Raw genomic sequence first — 14,284 nt, 5'->3', positions numbered from 1 at the left:
GACGCCGAGAGATACGTTGCCAGTCCGCGCGCGGCAGTAGGCTGCCAGCATGGCTGATGCTCAAGTCCCGATTGCCCGGCTCCTGCCCGGGCCGCCTCGCGGCCCGCATCGTCGCCGAGCGGTGCCCGTCCTGATACGTGCTGGCGCCGCCGCGCTCGGTTCGAGCGTCGCAGGCCTTGGTTATGCCGCGGTCATCGAGCGCAACGCGTTCGTGCTGCGCGAGATCACCATGCCCGTGCTGACTCCGGGCTCGACTCCGCTGCGGGTACTGCATGTCAGCGACCTTCACATGACGCCCGGCCAGCGTCGTAAACAGGCATGGCTGCGTGAGCTGGCGGGCTGGGAACCGGATCTGGTGGTCAACACCGGCGACAACCTGGCCCACCCGAAGGCGGTGCCCTCGGTCATCCAGGCGCTGGGCGACCTGCTGTCGCGACCGGGCGTCTTCGTGTTCGGCAGCAACGACTACTTCGGCCCGCGGCTGAAGAATCCGCTGAACTACTTCACCAACCCGTCGCACCGGGTTCGCGGTGAACCCCTTCCCTGGCAGGACCTGCGGGCGGCGTTCACCGAGCGTGGCTGGCTCGACCTCACCCACACCCGGCGCGAGTTCGAAGTGGCGGGTCTGCACATCGCCGCCGCGGGTGTTGATGACCCACACATCGACCGCGACCGCTACGAAACCATCGCCGGCCCGGCCAGTCCGGCCGCGAATCTCCGGCTGGGACTGACGCATTCGCCCGAGCCGCGGGTACTGGACCGCTTCGCCGCCGACGGCTATCAGCTGGTGATGGCCGGACACACCCACGGCGGCCAGGTGTGCCTGCCGTTCTACGGCGCACTGGTGACCAATTGCGGGCTGGACCGCTCACGCGCGAAGGGGCCGTCCCGCTGGGGCGCGAACATGCGGTTGCATGTCTCCGCCGGGATGGGCACCTCGCCGTTCGCGCCGGTGCGTTTCTGCTGCCGGCCGGAGGCCACCCTGCTGACGTTGATCGCCACCCCGATGGGCGACCGCGACGCGGCCAGCGATCTGAGCCGTTCGCAGCCAACAGCATCGGTGCGTTGACCGACCAGACCCGGATCGCGGCCCGCAGCCGCTCACGCCGCTGGGCTGACGATGCGATCCGGCTGATCCAGGCCGATGCCCGCCGCAGCGCCGACACTCATCTGCTGCGCTACCCGCTGCCCTGCGCGTGGAGCACGGGCGGTCCCGGCGCTCAGGTAGCGCTGTACCTGAAAGACGAGACGACGCACATCACCGGCAGTCTCAAGCACCGGTTGGCGCGCTCGTTGTTCCTCTACGCGCTGTGCAACGGCTGGATCGACGAGGGCACTACCGTGGTCGAGGCGTCGTCGGGGTCGACGGCGGTGTCGGAGGCCTATTTCGCGGCCCTGCTGGGTCTGCCGTTCGTCGCCGTGATGCCCGCGGCGACGAGCACGTCGAAGGTGACGCTGATCGAAGCCCACGGCGGCCGTTGCCATTTCGTGCAGAGCTCCGGCGAGGTTTACGCCGAGGCCGAGCGGGTCGCGCGCGAAACGGGCGGGCACTACCTGGACCAGTTCACCAACGCCGAGCGCGCCACCGACTGGCGGGGAAACAACAACATCGCCGAGTCCATCTTCGAGCAGATGCGCGAGGAGAAGTATCCCGTCCCGGATTGGATCGTGGTCGGGGCGGGCACCGGCGGAACCAGCGCCACGATCGGCCGTTACATCCGCTACCGACGGCACGCCACCCGGCTGTGCGTTGTCGATCCGGAGAACTCCGCGTTCTTTCCCGCCTATGCCGAGGACCGCGACGACATCGTGATGACCACCTCGTCGCGCATCGAGGGCATCGGCCGGCCGCGGGTGGAGCCATCTTTTCTGCCGAGCGTGGTCGATCGCATGGTGGCCGTCCCGGACGCGGCGTCGATCGCGGCCGCGCGGCACGTGAGCGCCGTCCTGGGGCGCCGGGTGGGGCCGTCGACGGGCACCAACATGTGGGGGGCGTTCGGTCTGGTCGCCGAGATGGTTGCCCAGGGCCGCAGCGGTTCGGTGGTGACGCTGCTCGCGGACAGCGGCGACCGCTACCGCGACACCTATTTCAGCGACGACTGGGTGGCGGCGCAGGGCCTGGATCCGGCGGACGCGGCCGCGGCGCTGGTCGAGTTCGAGCGATCGTGCTCCTGGAAGTGACGTACCGCACCGCGGTTTGGCCAGCAGATGGCCCGGTGCGATAGGCTGTCGAAGCTTCAAGCGGGGTGTGGCGCAGCTTGGTAGCGCGCTTCGTTCGGGACGAAGAGGCCGTGGGTTCGAATCCCGCCACCCCGACTCGTGATCAAAGCCCTGACCGGCAGCAACGCGGTCAGTTCTTGACTGGTTCAAGAGACCGCGTCGGACGATTTATCAGTGCGCCCTGATCGGCAAAGCCTTTGTGAAAGCGTCTAGCTCGACTTCTTGCCGCCTGTGCGCCCGGCGGCCGCCAAACTCCTCCGGGTCCATTTGCGGCCATGTAAGCGGCGCACTATTCGGTGTAGCGTCATCGTTGTTCGGCGGGACGTTGGCGTCCGGGACAGACTCAGATGGTTCGGCGGGACGTTGGCGTCCGGGACCTAGCGAATTTCCTGCTTCGGTTGCCGGAGCGGGCGCCCGTTGCAAAGGAGGGCTCCCTCCATGACCACCAACGACACGTCGCAACCGGTGAGTCCGGCACGGCCTGACGATCTGCGCATCACCCTGGCCTCAAGACGGGACAAGCTCGTTCGCCAGCGCGTGGACGTGCTGGCGCAGATTCGCACGCTGTCCAGCCAGCTGGAATCGATCGACCGCCACCTCGAACACATCGCGCACATCGAGGCCGCGCACGGCGAGCGCTGATCGAAGCTCAACTCCCTCGGCGCAGCCGCCCACCCGAGCCATCAGCCACACGTTCGCGGGACCGGTGGCGGGCGCAATCACCCGAAACCGGGCCGATATAGTGGATTTCACCGTAATGCTGAGCAAACAGCATTGACATTCGTCGCCGTCAAATTCGAAGTGATCGCCTCGCGAGACCGCAGGCTGCTGGAACGGCACGGGGTAATGCCTGCCATCGGTCTCGAAGCAAGAGGGCGACACTCAGTGACCAATTTTGACGATCTCACGCTGCTCACCGACGTTCTGCGCGCCATTTATTCGGCGGACGCCGGGGCCTTCCCCCGGGTGCTGGACGACCTGACCAGGGCGGCCGCGCGCTGGGTACCGGGCGCCCAGGAAGCGGGAATCACCGTCACCAGCCGGCAGAACGAGGTCAGCACGCCGTCTGTCACGCATGAGTGCGCCCGGTTGCTCGACGAGTTCCAGCAGCGCCATCTCGAAGGACCCTGTGTTCACGCCGCGTGGACCCGGAAGGTCGTCGTCATCGACGACCTCGAAGCCGACGCGCGCTGGCCGAAGTATCAGGCCGACGCGCTCGCGCAGACACCGATTCGCAGCGTGCTCTCGCTGCCCATGTTCGCCGACGAGCTGAGCATGGGTGCGCTGAACTTCTACGCCGAGCGCCCGCGGTCCTTCTGCGAAGATTCCCGCCGGGTCGGCGCCACGTTCGCGACGCTTGGGGCGCTGGCATGGAGCAACGTCGTGCGCACCCAACAGTTTCGGGAAGCCCTGAGCACCCGCGACACGATCGGGCAGGCCAAGGGCATCCTCATCGAGCGCTACGACCTCGACGACCAGACGGCCTTTAATACCCTGATCAAACTCTCGCAGAGCATGAACACCCCGCTGCGGGACGTCGCGCGCCGGGTGATCGAGGACGCTACCGGGCGGTGAGGTCGCGGCGTGGCCGCTTTGCCCGGCCAAACATGCTGTGAGCCAACCGATCTCGCTAAGCTTCCCACTCAGATTCTAGCCGCTGAGTCCTGACGTGGGGCGAGACCCCATATGTGCGCCGGCCGCCCCGCAAGACAATGGGCTGAATCCGCGTCCAGCTCTGCAATTGGGTGCGCCCCACCAGGCGGCACCGGTGGGTGCCGGCCAATTGGCGGGCCGCTTTGGTGAAGGTCTGGTTGGTCACGACGACCGTCCGGTTGCAGCCATGGTGCAGCGCCCCGGCCACGACCTGTTGGACGGCCGCGACACCGACGGCCTTCGCGAGCCTCTTGCATTGAACCGCCATGCGGACGCCGTCTTTCTTGGCGATCAGATCCACGCCGTAATCTCCGGTACTGGCCGTGGGTGCGACGCTGTAGCCCGCGATGCGAAGCTGTGCCGCAACGAAATCCTCGAAGTCGGTGCCGGACATCCGGTCGATCGCCCGCAGCCCCGACTTCGCGAATTTGAGATCGCGTCGTCGGTGCGCGTCGGCCTCGTAGCGATCCCGTTGACGCGACAGCCACCACAGGACGGCCACCGCGACGGCGAGCCCACCGAGCCCGGCCAAGCATCCCGCCGGCAGACTGCCCGTGGCCTCCTGCGTGAAATACCAAGGGACCGCTAACCCCAGCACGAGGAGCGACCCGAGTATCTTCTCCATGACTCCTCAACGTGCCGTTCGCGCCGACGCCTACTTGTCCGCTGAACCTAGTGGATGCCACCGACATTTCAGGGCAATCCGGGACGTTTCAGGGTCGCGCCACGGCAGGCGGGACGGGTCGTCCCGCCCGAGGAGTCGGCGTCAGGCGCAGTCTGCGCACACCGGGAGGCCGGAGCTGGAGGCACGCATCCGGCTACGGTGTTGCACCAAAAAGCAGCTCGAACAGGTGAACTCGTCGGCGCGCTGGGGAATGACCGTCACCGACAGCTCTTCCCCGGACAGGTCGGCGCCCGGTAGTTCGAAGAAATGCACATCGTTGGGGTCCTCGTCGACCACGGTGGTGACGGACCCTTGCAGGGTCGGAGCCAGTTCGCGAAGCGAAGGCTTGTCCTGCGTGTCGGCGTCGGATACACGGCGTGCGTCGTAGTCAGTGGTGGTCGCCATCGGGGTTCCTTCCTGCTTTGGAACGGGTTGACGCACTTTCCTGTACTCACCCGTGGCGCAGGCTGTACCCAGTTCGAGGGTTGGCTACACCGCTGCGGCCCGAAAAGTTGCGGCGACCGAGAAATCGACCGGTCACGACGTCCCGCCCGGCGCTGGGTCGGGCATGCGGCGCGGCCGGCTGCACCCGGATGCTCAGCTGCTAGGCGGCGGCGCAGGCTGATCGGAATACGCGGCGTGCCAGCGCAGTTCGACGTCGCGGACCTTGCGGTGGGCACGGAGCAGCCACGCCGCGCTCAGCGCGCCAAGTACGACGGCCACGACCAGGGCGATGGCGCCGGCCGCCAGATTTCCGGCCGCCACGGCGAACAAGCCCACGGTCAGTGCTATCACCGCGACCGCCGAACCGGCCAGGCCGGGGACGTTGGCGCCGTTCCTCAGGGATTCGCCGGCGTGCTGACGAGTGGTACGGGCATAGTCGACCGGCGCGTTCTTTTGGTGATCCAACGTCATTCCTCGTCGAAGATTATTGTGCACGAACATTATTCGCACGGCTACGCTGCAGTTCTTCTCCCCTGACAGGCGCAGCGAAACGGCCACGATGCCGCGGACCGTCACGCAGGTGTACCCCTTGCCCCGATAGCCAAACGAAACCGTGTCAGCGACGGCAGGCATGGGTATGCCGGACCTATGACTTCACGACCGCACGCCGGCACGCGTCCCGACACCGACGCGGGGAGCACGCACTGATGGCTGCCGGGGGAACACCCGCCGTCCTGTTCGACGTCGACGGCACCCTGGTGGATTCCAACTATCTGCATGTTCATGCCTGGCAGCGCGCGTTCGACGCCGAAGGCATGGTGGTGGCGTCCTGGCAGATCCATCGCTGCATCGGCATGGACGGATCCAGGCTGGTCAGGACTCTGTCCGATGACGCCCCTGACGACGTGCAGGAGCGTCTCAGCGACAAGCACAGCGAGTACTACCGGGAGATCACGCCGCTGCTGCAACCTCTGCCCGGTGCCCGTAGCCTGCTGCACCGCGTCGCCGATCTGGGCTTACAGGTCGTGCTGGCCAGCTCGGCGCCCGAAGACGAACTCGAGATTCTGCGCAAGGTGCTCGACTGTGACGACATCATCGCCGAGACGACGTCGTCACGTGATGTCGATACCGCGAAGCCCGAACCCGGCATCGTGCAGGTAGCCCTGGACCGCGCCGGGGTCAATGCCGAGCATGCCGTGTTCGTCGGCGACGCCGTGTGGGACGCACACGCCGCGGCCGGCGCGCGATTACCGTGCATCGGCCTGCTGAGCGGCGGCATCTCCCGTGCGGAGCTGCTGGAGGCGGGCGCCGAACCCGTCTTCGCCGATCCCCGCGACCTGCTCGAACACCTGGAAGCCACCCGAATCACCGCGCTTGCGCCGGGCGGCTGACCGACGAGCTCGCTCTCACTCGCCGTGCGTGCGCAGCATCACCGGCAGCACCCACCAGAAAAAGATGAACAGCGGCAGCGCGCACGCTCCTGCTATGAGGCCGACATTTCGCCCTGCCACCGCGGCGAAGATGATCGTGGTCAGGCCGATCACCGCCAAACCGAGCAAGCCCAGCCCGGCGAACGCACACCGGTGCGCGGCCGACACGAGGACCTGGAGCCGGTGCCGCCGAAAGAGTATTCGGTGCATGGCGACCGGCGCGATCAGCAAGAGGGTCGCGCACACCGCACACACCACGGTCGCCAGATAGATGATGCGCATCGGCGGTCCCAGCACGTCGAAGCGTTGCTGGAAAGGCAGTGTCAGCAGGAATCCGGTGAGCAGCTGCACCCCGGTTTGGACGACTCGCAGCTCCTGCAGCAGGCTGTTCCAATTGCGGTCCAGCCGTTGAACTTCGGTTTCGCCTCGCTCACGGCGATCCCACCGCTGATCTTCTTGCGGATGGTCGACGTCCATACCCCGATCATCGCATCTGAGCTGGGCGTGGACACCGCATCGAAAGGCCGCATTCGGAGATGGTTTTTCGCCATCAAAGTATGCGAGCTGATCGCGACGGCCCGCTACGTCCTGGAAAAAGCGCGATCAGTCCCGAATGGTATGCGGAACGGAATTCGGCGCATGTGCGCGAAATATGTTGTCGGGCAAGCGATGCGTACGGCCGAACGGCATGCGGAACGCTCCGGGCCCGCCGTGCTGAATCACTAGCCGTTAAGGTTGCCGTCCCGAACCCCGGTCAACGCGTCGTCGAGCGTCGGGTACAGCGGGAAGGTCTTGTCCAGACCGGTCAGGTGTATCGGCCTGCGGGTGGCCGGGCCGCGTGCGACCACGCCGAACCCGGTCTGCTTGCCCAGCTTCTCGTAGGTCGCCGCTAGGATTTTCAGGCCGACCGAACCCAGAAACTCGACCGCGGACAGGTCAATGATCAGCGCAGTCGGACTATCTGCGACGACCGCGCTGATGGCCTGTTCCAGGGCGGGAGCCGTGACCAAATCGATTTCGCCGCTGACACTGACCACGGAAACCCCGTCGTGGTCCTCGATCAACGTGGTAATCGAATCAGGAGCTGACAATGGCAATCCTTCGTCCTGGGCTGTGGCGTGGTTCAACCCTAGCGTGCGTTATGAACTGCGAGAAGAATATGCCCTCTATACGTGCCCCGCGACAACCCAGGCTAGTCTCGCAACAGGAACTGCAGACCACAGGGCGCGACGTGGCACTCGGGAGGCCAGATGTCAGATTCGCCGTCGGATTTCAACAGTACCGGCACTGCGGCACAGACCGTGGGCATCTCGAGCGAGGGTCTGCTGCCGCAGCTGGTGCAGCATCTGCGGCAGAATCGAACGATTCTGCGCGAGGAGTGGGCCCGCAGGATCACCGAGGCCGAACTGCTGACCGCGATGTCGCCGGAGGAGATCTTCTCCGAGGCGACGACGGTGTACGACAGCTACGTCGAGGTGCTGGAGACCGGTAGCGTCGAGGCTCTGCAGGCCTACGCCCGCGACCTCTCGGAACGCATCATCCCCCGAGGCGTGGAAACCGACGAGGTCGTCGGCATCGTGCTACTGCTGCGTGACGTCCTGGCTCGTTCGCTGTTCGAGAAGTACCAGACCGAGTTCGAGATGCTCAACCGCGTCCTCGACGCCTATGAGCCCGCCGCCAATCGCATCGCGAATACCGTAGCCGTCAGCTTCGTGCAGGAACGCGAGCGCATCATCCGCCAGCAGCAGGAGGCCATCCGGGAGCTGTCCACACCGGTGCTGCAGGTGCGTGAGCAGCTGCTGATCCTGCCGATCATCGGTGTGCTGGACAGTCAGCGCGCCCGCCAGGTCACCGAGCAGTTGCTGCGCGCCATCCGCGCGAACCGCGCCAAAGTGGTGGTCATCGACATCACCGGTGTTCCCACCATCGACTCCACGGTGGCCAACCACCTGGTGCAGACGGTCGACGCGTCGGGGTTGATGGGTGCCAGCGTGATCATCACCGGCCTGTCCTCCGAGATCGCTCTGACACTGGTGACCATCGGGCTGGACCTGTCGAAGATGAACGCCGTCGGTGACCTGCAGGGCGGTATCGAGGAAGCCGAACGCCTGCTGGGATACGAGGTCACCCGTACGGGCGAGCAGACCGGATAACCACCATCGACGCGAGCACCCCATGCCAGTACCGATCCTGAAACAGGGCTCGATTCTCATCGCGTCGGTGCAGGCCGCCCTCACCGATTCCGACGCCGAACGCCTGCGGTACGACTTGATGGAAAGGGTCAGCCAGTTCCGCGCCCAGGGCATCATCGTCGACGTCACCGCCATCGATGTCATGGATTCCTTCGCCGCCCGGTCGCTGCGGACGATTGCGCACATGACCCGACTGCGCGGCGCGGACACGGTGATAGTCGGTTTGCAGCCGGAGGTGGCCTTCGCGATGGTCCAGCTTGGTCTGGCGTTCGACGACATGAACACCGCGCTGGATCTTGAAGAGGGTCTCGCGCTGCTGAATCGCCAAGCGCTGAATCGCCAAGGCGGAGTGCAGAAGTCAACGATCGGGCTCGACGGTGGTGGCTGATATCGTCGTCGCCATCGACCATCCCGACGACATCGTCGAAGCCCGCAAAGCCGGCCACCAACTCGCACTTGATCTGGGATTCTCCCTCACCGACGTCACGATGATCGCCACGGCGATCTCGGAGATCGCCCGCAACATCACCAGCTACGCCGGCCGTGGCGCCGTCTCCGTCGCGGTCACCGACCGGGAAGGGCGTAGGGCTTTGGTGGTGCGCGCCGAGGACCAGGGCCCCGGCATCGCCGACATCGAGCGGGCGTTGGAGGACGGTTACACCACCGGGCGCGGGCTGGGATTGGGTCTGCCGGGAGCACGCCGCCTGATGGACCGGCTGGTCGTCGAGTCCACCCCCGGTCGGGGAACCGTCATCGAAATGTGGAAATGGGTGCCTCCCCGTGCATAAAAATGGTCGCTTCGGACCGATCGAGTGGGCCAGGGCGGGCCGGCCCCTGCCCAGCGAGTACACGTCCGGCGACCGCGGTATCGCGGTCGATATCGACGGCGCGGCGGCGTTGTTCGGTGTGGTGGACGGGCTCGGCCACGGGCCCGCCGCGGCGGAGGCGGCGTTGCGCGCCGTCGATGTGGTCACAAACGCCAGTTCCGAGCCGCCCGAGGCCTTGATCCAGCTCTGCCACCGCGCCTTGGTCGGCACCCGAGGAGTCGCAATGACGTTGGCGCGCATGGATTTCGCCGCCAACACCCTCACCTGGGCGGGCGTCGGTAACGTCAGTGCCGACCTGGTGACCAAGGCGCCGACCGGTACCCTAGTTCGGTCCAGCGCACGGCTCAGCGGCGGTATCGTCGGCTACCGGATACCGGAACCCGCACCGGCGCAAGTGGTTTCGATCCGCCCCGGAGATCTGCTCCTGATGAGCACCGACGGCATTGCCGATGATTACCTGGACCACATCGACTTCTCGGCCACCGCTGTCACCATCGCTGAAGGGCTCCTCGGGAAGGACGCGAAGGAGACCGACGACGCGATGGTGCTGGCGGCACGTCACAGGGGAGTAACAAGTTGAGCGGCGACAACAACTTCCACGATCAGTACGAGGCCGCCCTACGGGCCTACCTCATCGCACGCGACGAAGCCACCCTGTCGATCGGCAACGAGCTCGGGCGCAGGGCGCTGCAGGAACAAATAAGTCTGCTCGACCTCGTCGAACAGCATGTCCGGCTGGTCTTCGAACTCTCGCAGGACGTCCGCATGGATGCGCCGATCGCGCTGGAGTTCCTCCTGCAGCTGCTGGTTCCACTCGACGTCGCAACGCGCGGGTTCATCGACGGCAACAGGCGCTATGCCGAACAACGGGCCCGCGCCGAAGGACTGGCCGACCGCGACAAATTCCGCACCGCCCTGGTCAATTCGCTACAGGAAGGCTTCTTCGTCGCCGATCACGAGGGCTCCGTGATCGAGATGAACAGTGCCTTCATCGAGATCCTCGGGTATCCCAACGAGGGCTTACCGTACCGGTGGCCGCACCCCTGGCTGGTCGACACGACGACGGCGGCCGAACAGACAACACGAGTCATGGCCGAGGGTAGGGCCGACTACGAGACGCCCATTCGCCATGCGGACGGCCACCTGGCGTGGGTCAAGGTGAGCATCAACGCGGTCAAGGAAGCCGGCAGCGATCGCGACGTTTATGTCGGAACGATCCGCGACGTCACCGCCGAGCGTGCCTTCGCGGCCCGGGAAACCGCGGTGCTCCGGTTGGCCACCGCCGTCGCGGTGGCCAAGAGTGTGGACGAGCTGCTGTCGATCACACTCGACGAGTGCAGCACGGCCATCGATGTGCAACGGGTCATCGCCGTCTCGTGGCCCAACGGCGACGCTGACCCCACGGTCCAGGTGGCCGGCGAGCCCTCGGTTTCGTCGTGGCGCGCGCTGGATCCGTGGTTGCGTCACACCTTTCAAGACGCGCGCCATCAGCTGCCGCTGACAGCGAAAACCGTTGAGGCACCTGGTAATCCCGGCAAAGTCCAGGGGCTGGTGGCGGTGCTCTCCGGTACCGGGGACCTCGCGTTGTGGCTGGAGCTGCGCACGCCTCGCTGGGTCAGCGGGGAGGATCGGCTGCTGGTCACCGTGCTGATCGGGCATCTGAGTCTGGCCATGCAGCATGTGCGTCAGTTCGAGAGCGCGCGTGAGACGTCGCTGACGTTGCAGCGTGCCATGCTGCCGCCGGTTCAGCCGCCGCCCGGGTTCACCGTTCGCTACGAACCCGCCGTGCCGCCCTTGGAGATTGGCGGTGACTGGTACGACGTGCTACCGATTGGTGAGCATCACATCGGCATCGTCGTCGGAGACTGCGTGGGCCGCGGCCTGCCGGCGGCCGCGATCATGGGTCAGCTGCGGAGCTCCGCGCGGGCACTGCTGATCAACGGCGCCGAGCCCGCGGTGCTGCTTGATCAGCTCGACTCGGCGGCATCGCTCATCCCGAACGCGTACTGCACGACGGTCTTCCTGGCGATTCTGGACACCGAAACGGGTGTGCTGCAGTACAGCAACGCCGGCCACATGCCGGCCATCCTGGCCGGCCCGGAGTCCGGCACGACGACGCTATTGACCGACGCCGCATCGGTGCCACTCGCAGTCCGCCGAAACGAACCGCGCCCGCAGGCCACTCAGGTGCTGCCGCCCGGCTCGACACTGATGCTGTTCACCGACGGGCTCGTCGAACGCAAGCATGAGTCGATTGACGACGGAATCGCCCGTGCGGCAGACGTTCTGGCGCACACCATGGCATCGCCGCTGGACACGGTCGCCGATGTGGTGCTGCGTGAACTGGCGCCGCCTGCGGGGTATGACGACGACGTCGCGATGGTGATCTACCGGCATCAACAGACACCGCTGCGCATCGAAAGTGACGCCACCGCCGAGCAATTGGTCCTCATCCGGCATCGGCTGGCGGACTGGCTGCACGCCGGTGGCGTCACGGATGACCAGGCCGCCGACATCGTGCTGGTCGTCAATGAGGCGTGCACCAACTGTGTCGAACACGCTTACCGTGGATTCGCCGCCGGAAGCATGTCGCTCGAGGTCAGCCTTGCCGACGGCGAAGTGCGCACCCGGATCACCGATTACGGATCGTGGAAGACGCCATCCGCCATTCCGGGCAACGGCGGACGCGGCTTGCCGCTGATGCGGGTGCTCAGCGACTCGATGGAGCTCAAAACCACCGCCACCGGCACCACCGCCGAAATCACCTTCCGCCTGCCGGCAGCGGCCGTCTGAGGCGGATTTCAGAGGTGGGAGCTGCCGCGAGCCCGTTTGCCCGCCCCGTGCAGCGGGTAGACATCGGCGTGACCCACGCACCGACCACGACCGAACCCGTCCTGCCTGCGGCGCACGGGGCGCTGTCAACGGCCGTACGTTGCGCGCTGGCGGGTCCGCCATCGGCCGACCACTTGGCGCGAATCGGCACCTCTGTACGAGATTCCGACCCTTATGGCCTGGACCTGCAACTGGCGCTGTCCATGTGCTACGAGCTGCACTACCGCGGGCTTGCCGGCGTCGACCCGGCATGGGAGTGGAATCCAACGCTGCTGGGCCTGCGCGCCGAACTGGAACGGGTGTTCCTGGCCGGCGTCCGCCGCGACGTCGGACACATCGATCCAGATCAGACGGCGGCGGCCGAGATGGAAGCGCTCACGGTAGAAGCCGTCGACGGCACCGGCCCGTCGTATCATCTACGCGACACCGGAACCTGGCAGCAGATATGCGAGTACTTCGTGCACCGCTCCCTGTATCACCTCAAAGAGGGCGATCCGCACGCCTTTGCCATTCCACGCCTGACTGGTGTGGCGAAAGCGGCTTTTGTGGCAATCGAATTCGACGAATACGGGGCCGGAAGGGGTTCGCGGCTGCACCAGCGGCTGTTCGCCGACCTGCTCGCGGCTGCCGGCCTGGATGCGACCTATTGGGGCTACGTCGACGCGGTGCCGGCCGAAGCCCTGGCGGCGGTCAACCTCATGTCGCTGTTCGGGTTGCATCGCTCGTTGCGCGGCGCCGCGATCGGGCACTTCGCCTCGACGGAGATCACCTCGCCGCCGGGATCGCAACGCATGGTGAAGGCCTTGCGGCGCCTGGAGGCTCCGGCGGCGTGCATCGAGTTCTACAGCGAGCATGTCGAGGCCGACGCGGTGCACGAGCATGTCGTGCGCAACGATGTCGTGGGCGATCTCGTGGCCCAGGACCCGCGGCTCGAGCACGATGTCATCTTCGGCATCCGTGCCCACGCGGCGGTCGAAGACCGTCTGGCGGAACGGATTATGACGTCGTGGGGGCGGAATCAGACGTCGCTGCGGAGGCCGCTGGAGCAGACGAGCGTGCCGACGTCTTGAGGCGCCGGCACCGGCGATGACTGGTGTCGCAGAGCGGGTAGCGGTCGCTGCGCCGGCAGGTACAGATCGCGACCATGAACCGATCGGACTCGACCACCTCGCCATTGGGCATCTCGATCCGCACCGGGCCCGACACCAGCACGGGCCCGTTGGGCACCACCTGCACCCGGGTTGCGGTCATCGCTTCTCCGCGCGGATGACGATCAGCTCCTCTTCCCGGCGTCCGCGCGGTATCAGGCCGACCTCCTCGAGCCACGCAGCCCGAGACGACATCACCGGACCGAACGGTATCCATTTGGACGCAATCACCTTCGCGTCCATGCCGGCCCACTTGAGCGCATCCAGCGACTGCTGAACACCGGCGAGCGCCGAATGCACCAGAAGCAGGGATCCACCGTCGCGCAGGAGTTTTGGCGCCGACTCACACAGCGGGTCGAGGATCATCCGGCCGTCCACCCCGGCGTTCCACGCCCACGACGGTCCGGCCGCCGGGCAGATCTCTTCGATCTCGGCACCGGGCGGCGTGGGGACATAGGGCGGGTTTGACACAACGACATCGAACGGCGCGCAATCCACTGCCGCGACCCACGATCCTTCGCGAACGTCCACCTCGACACCGGCAGCCACCGCGTTTTCCCGAGCGCAGCGCACCGCCTGCGGGCAAATGTCGAAGGCCGTCGCCCCGGCGCACCCCATCGCGGCAGCCGCGATGGCGACGAAACCGCTGCCCGTACACAGATCGAGGATCCGCCGCCCCGGGATCAGGCCGGTGTCATGCATCACGTCCACCAGCAATCGAGAATCTTCCTGCGGCTGATACACGTAGGGAACGGACGAAACAGCGGGCTCGGGATACGTGGTTGTCACTGTTGGCCTTTCGAGAACCCAATAGATTTGCCGCTGATCACGGCTTGGCGGGATAATGCCCGCAAACCGGTGCATTCAAACGAAC

The 14,284-nt window shown here is 66.2% G+C and carries 18 protein-coding genes and 1 tRNA gene; 12 read left to right on the top strand and 7 right to left on the bottom strand.

What is annotated here, in order from left to right:
• Positions 1-49: 49 nt before the first annotated feature.
• The 5 genes from AC5Y4H_RS00830 to AC5Y4H_RS00810 all read left to right on the top strand — a co-directional run bounded on the left by AC5Y4H_RS00830 (position 50) and on the right by AC5Y4H_RS00810 (position 3,795).
• A complete protein-coding gene (locus AC5Y4H_RS00830; RefSeq protein WP_499977719.1) occupies positions 50-1,069 on the top strand; it encodes a metallophosphoesterase in 1,020 nt (339 codons plus the stop codon).
• On the top strand, positions 1,066-2,181 hold the full coding sequence (gene cds1 / locus AC5Y4H_RS00825; protein WP_499977717.1) for an L-cysteine desulfhydrase Cds1: 1,116 nt from the start codon (positions 1,066-1,068) through the stop codon (positions 2,179-2,181). The genes AC5Y4H_RS00830 and cds1 overlap by 4 nt, the downstream gene beginning before the upstream one ends.
• Before the next feature lie 61 nt (positions 2,182-2,242).
• A tRNA-Pro gene (locus AC5Y4H_RS00820) sits at positions 2,243-2,316 on the top strand.
• Positions 2,317-2,658: 342 nt separating this feature from the next.
• Entirely contained in the window at positions 2,659-2,862 is a 204-nt protein-coding gene (locus tag AC5Y4H_RS00815; protein WP_499977714.1) for a hypothetical protein, read from the top strand.
• A 243-nt stretch (positions 2,863-3,105) separates the two neighbouring features.
• The gene (locus AC5Y4H_RS00810) at positions 3,106-3,795 is read left to right on the top strand and encodes a GAF and ANTAR domain-containing protein (RefSeq protein WP_499977712.1); all 690 of its coding nucleotides are present in this window, start codon (positions 3,106-3,108) and stop codon (positions 3,793-3,795) included.
• Positions 3,796-3,850: 55 nt separating this feature from the next.
• Here AC5Y4H_RS00810 and AC5Y4H_RS00805 read toward each other — a convergent pair whose 3' ends face one another.
• The 3 genes from AC5Y4H_RS00805 to AC5Y4H_RS00795 all read right to left on the bottom strand — a co-directional run bounded on the left by AC5Y4H_RS00805 (position 3,851) and on the right by AC5Y4H_RS00795 (position 5,452).
• Positions 3,851-4,498 carry a restriction endonuclease gene (locus AC5Y4H_RS00805; protein ID WP_499977709.1) on the bottom strand — a complete coding sequence of 216 codons (648 nt, stop codon included), beginning with the start codon at positions 4,496-4,498 and terminating at the stop codon, positions 3,851-3,853.
• 141 nt (positions 4,499-4,639) lie between these two features.
• Positions 4,640-4,942, bottom strand: a complete 303-nt coding sequence (locus tag AC5Y4H_RS00800; protein ID WP_499977708.1) for a DUF4193 domain-containing protein — start codon at positions 4,940-4,942, stop codon at positions 4,640-4,642.
• Between the two features lie 192 nt (positions 4,943-5,134).
• Entirely contained in the window at positions 5,135-5,452 is a 318-nt protein-coding gene (locus tag AC5Y4H_RS00795) for a hypothetical protein (protein ID WP_499977706.1), read from the bottom strand.
• Positions 5,453-5,688: 236 nt separating this feature from the next.
• On the opposite strand from AC5Y4H_RS00795, the gene AC5Y4H_RS00790 reads away from it, so the two are divergent.
• The gene (locus AC5Y4H_RS00790) at positions 5,689-6,372 is read left to right on the top strand and encodes an HAD family hydrolase (RefSeq protein WP_499977704.1); all 684 of its coding nucleotides are present in this window, start codon (positions 5,689-5,691) and stop codon (positions 6,370-6,372) included.
• A 15-nt stretch (positions 6,373-6,387) separates the two neighbouring features.
• Here AC5Y4H_RS00790 and AC5Y4H_RS00785 read toward each other — a convergent pair whose 3' ends face one another.
• Complete coding sequence (locus tag AC5Y4H_RS00785; protein ID WP_499977702.1) at positions 6,388-6,888, bottom strand: DUF6328 family protein; 501 nt, start codon at positions 6,886-6,888, stop codon at positions 6,388-6,390.
• 245 nt (positions 6,889-7,133) lie between these two features.
• Positions 7,134-7,502 (bottom strand): STAS domain-containing protein, encoded by a 369-nt coding sequence (locus tag AC5Y4H_RS00780; protein ID WP_499977701.1) that lies wholly within the window; start codon positions 7,500-7,502, stop codon positions 7,134-7,136.
• Positions 7,503-7,661: 159 nt separating this feature from the next.
• Between AC5Y4H_RS00780 and AC5Y4H_RS00775 the strand changes: the two genes are divergently transcribed.
• The 6 genes from AC5Y4H_RS00775 to AC5Y4H_RS00750 all read left to right on the top strand — a co-directional run bounded on the left by AC5Y4H_RS00775 (position 7,662) and on the right by AC5Y4H_RS00750 (position 13,332).
• On the top strand, positions 7,662-8,564 hold the full coding sequence (locus AC5Y4H_RS00775) for an STAS domain-containing protein (RefSeq protein ID WP_499977699.1): 903 nt from the start codon (positions 7,662-7,664) through the stop codon (positions 8,562-8,564).
• 22 nt (positions 8,565-8,586) lie between these two features.
• On the top strand, positions 8,587-8,991 hold the full coding sequence (locus AC5Y4H_RS00770; RefSeq protein WP_499977697.1) for an STAS domain-containing protein: 405 nt from the start codon (positions 8,587-8,589) through the stop codon (positions 8,989-8,991).
• Positions 8,981-9,391: an ATP-binding protein gene (locus tag AC5Y4H_RS00765; RefSeq protein ID WP_499977695.1), complete on the top strand. Its 411-nt coding sequence runs from the start codon at positions 8,981-8,983 to the stop codon at positions 9,389-9,391. The genes AC5Y4H_RS00770 and AC5Y4H_RS00765 overlap by 11 nt, the downstream gene beginning before the upstream one ends.
• Complete coding sequence (locus AC5Y4H_RS00760; protein WP_499977692.1) at positions 9,384-10,010, top strand: SpoIIE family protein phosphatase; 627 nt, start codon at positions 9,384-9,386, stop codon at positions 10,008-10,010. The genes AC5Y4H_RS00765 and AC5Y4H_RS00760 overlap by 8 nt, the downstream gene beginning before the upstream one ends.
• Entirely contained in the window at positions 10,007-12,223 is a 2,217-nt protein-coding gene (locus AC5Y4H_RS00755) for a SpoIIE family protein phosphatase (protein WP_499977690.1), read from the top strand. Before AC5Y4H_RS00760 ends, AC5Y4H_RS00755 begins: the two co-directional genes overlap by 4 nt.
• Positions 12,224-12,291: 68 nt before the next feature.
• Positions 12,292-13,332 carry an iron-containing redox enzyme family protein gene (locus AC5Y4H_RS00750; RefSeq protein WP_499978113.1) on the top strand — a complete coding sequence of 347 codons (1,041 nt, stop codon included), beginning with the start codon at positions 12,292-12,294 and terminating at the stop codon, positions 13,330-13,332.
• On the opposite strand, the gene AC5Y4H_RS00745 is transcribed toward AC5Y4H_RS00750, so the two are convergent.
• Positions 13,259-13,513: a CDGSH iron-sulfur domain-containing protein gene (locus tag AC5Y4H_RS00745; protein ID WP_499977688.1), complete on the bottom strand. Its 255-nt coding sequence runs from the start codon at positions 13,511-13,513 to the stop codon at positions 13,259-13,261. The genes AC5Y4H_RS00750 and AC5Y4H_RS00745 overlap by 74 nt on opposite strands.
• Positions 13,510-14,199 (bottom strand): HemK2/MTQ2 family protein methyltransferase, encoded by a 690-nt coding sequence (locus AC5Y4H_RS00740; RefSeq protein ID WP_499977686.1) that lies wholly within the window; start codon positions 14,197-14,199, stop codon positions 13,510-13,512. Before AC5Y4H_RS00740 ends, AC5Y4H_RS00745 begins: the two co-directional genes overlap by 4 nt.
• Between the last annotated feature and the right edge of the window lie 85 nt (positions 14,200-14,284).

It is taken from the genome of Mycobacterium sp. NGS58, from assembly GCF_059812385.1.
Note: the sequence above shows the minus strand (reverse complement) of the source record. Positions and strands in the feature narration are given on the sequence as shown.

Coding starts and splice junctions, on each gene's coding strand:
- AC5Y4H_RS00775 (WP_499977699.1), top strand. CDS start 7,662: ATGTCAGATTCGCCGTCGGATTTCAACAGTACCGGCACTGCGGCACAG.
- AC5Y4H_RS00805 (WP_499977709.1), bottom strand. CDS start 4,498: ATGGAGAAGATACTCGGGTCGCTCCTCGTGCTGGGGTTAGCGGTCCCT.
- AC5Y4H_RS00785 (WP_499977702.1), bottom strand. CDS start 6,888: ATGGACGTCGACCATCCGCAAGAAGATCAGCGGTGGGATCGCCGTGAG.
- AC5Y4H_RS00815 (WP_499977714.1), top strand. CDS start 2,659: ATGACCACCAACGACACGTCGCAACCGGTGAGTCCGGCACGGCCTGAC.
- AC5Y4H_RS00770 (WP_499977697.1), top strand. CDS start 8,587: ATGCCAGTACCGATCCTGAAACAGGGCTCGATTCTCATCGCGTCGGTG.
- AC5Y4H_RS00800 (WP_499977708.1), bottom strand. CDS start 4,942: ATGGCGACCACCACTGACTACGACGCACGCCGTGTATCCGACGCCGAC.
- AC5Y4H_RS00795 (WP_499977706.1), bottom strand. CDS start 5,452: ATGACGTTGGATCACCAAAAGAACGCGCCGGTCGACTATGCCCGTACC.
- AC5Y4H_RS00745 (WP_499977688.1), bottom strand. CDS start 13,513: ATGACCGCAACCCGGGTGCAGGTGGTGCCCAACGGGCCCGTGCTGGTG.
- AC5Y4H_RS00830 (WP_499977719.1), top strand. CDS start 50: ATGGCTGATGCTCAAGTCCCGATTGCCCGGCTCCTGCCCGGGCCGCCT.
- AC5Y4H_RS00790 (WP_499977704.1), top strand. CDS start 5,689: ATGGCTGCCGGGGGAACACCCGCCGTCCTGTTCGACGTCGACGGCACC.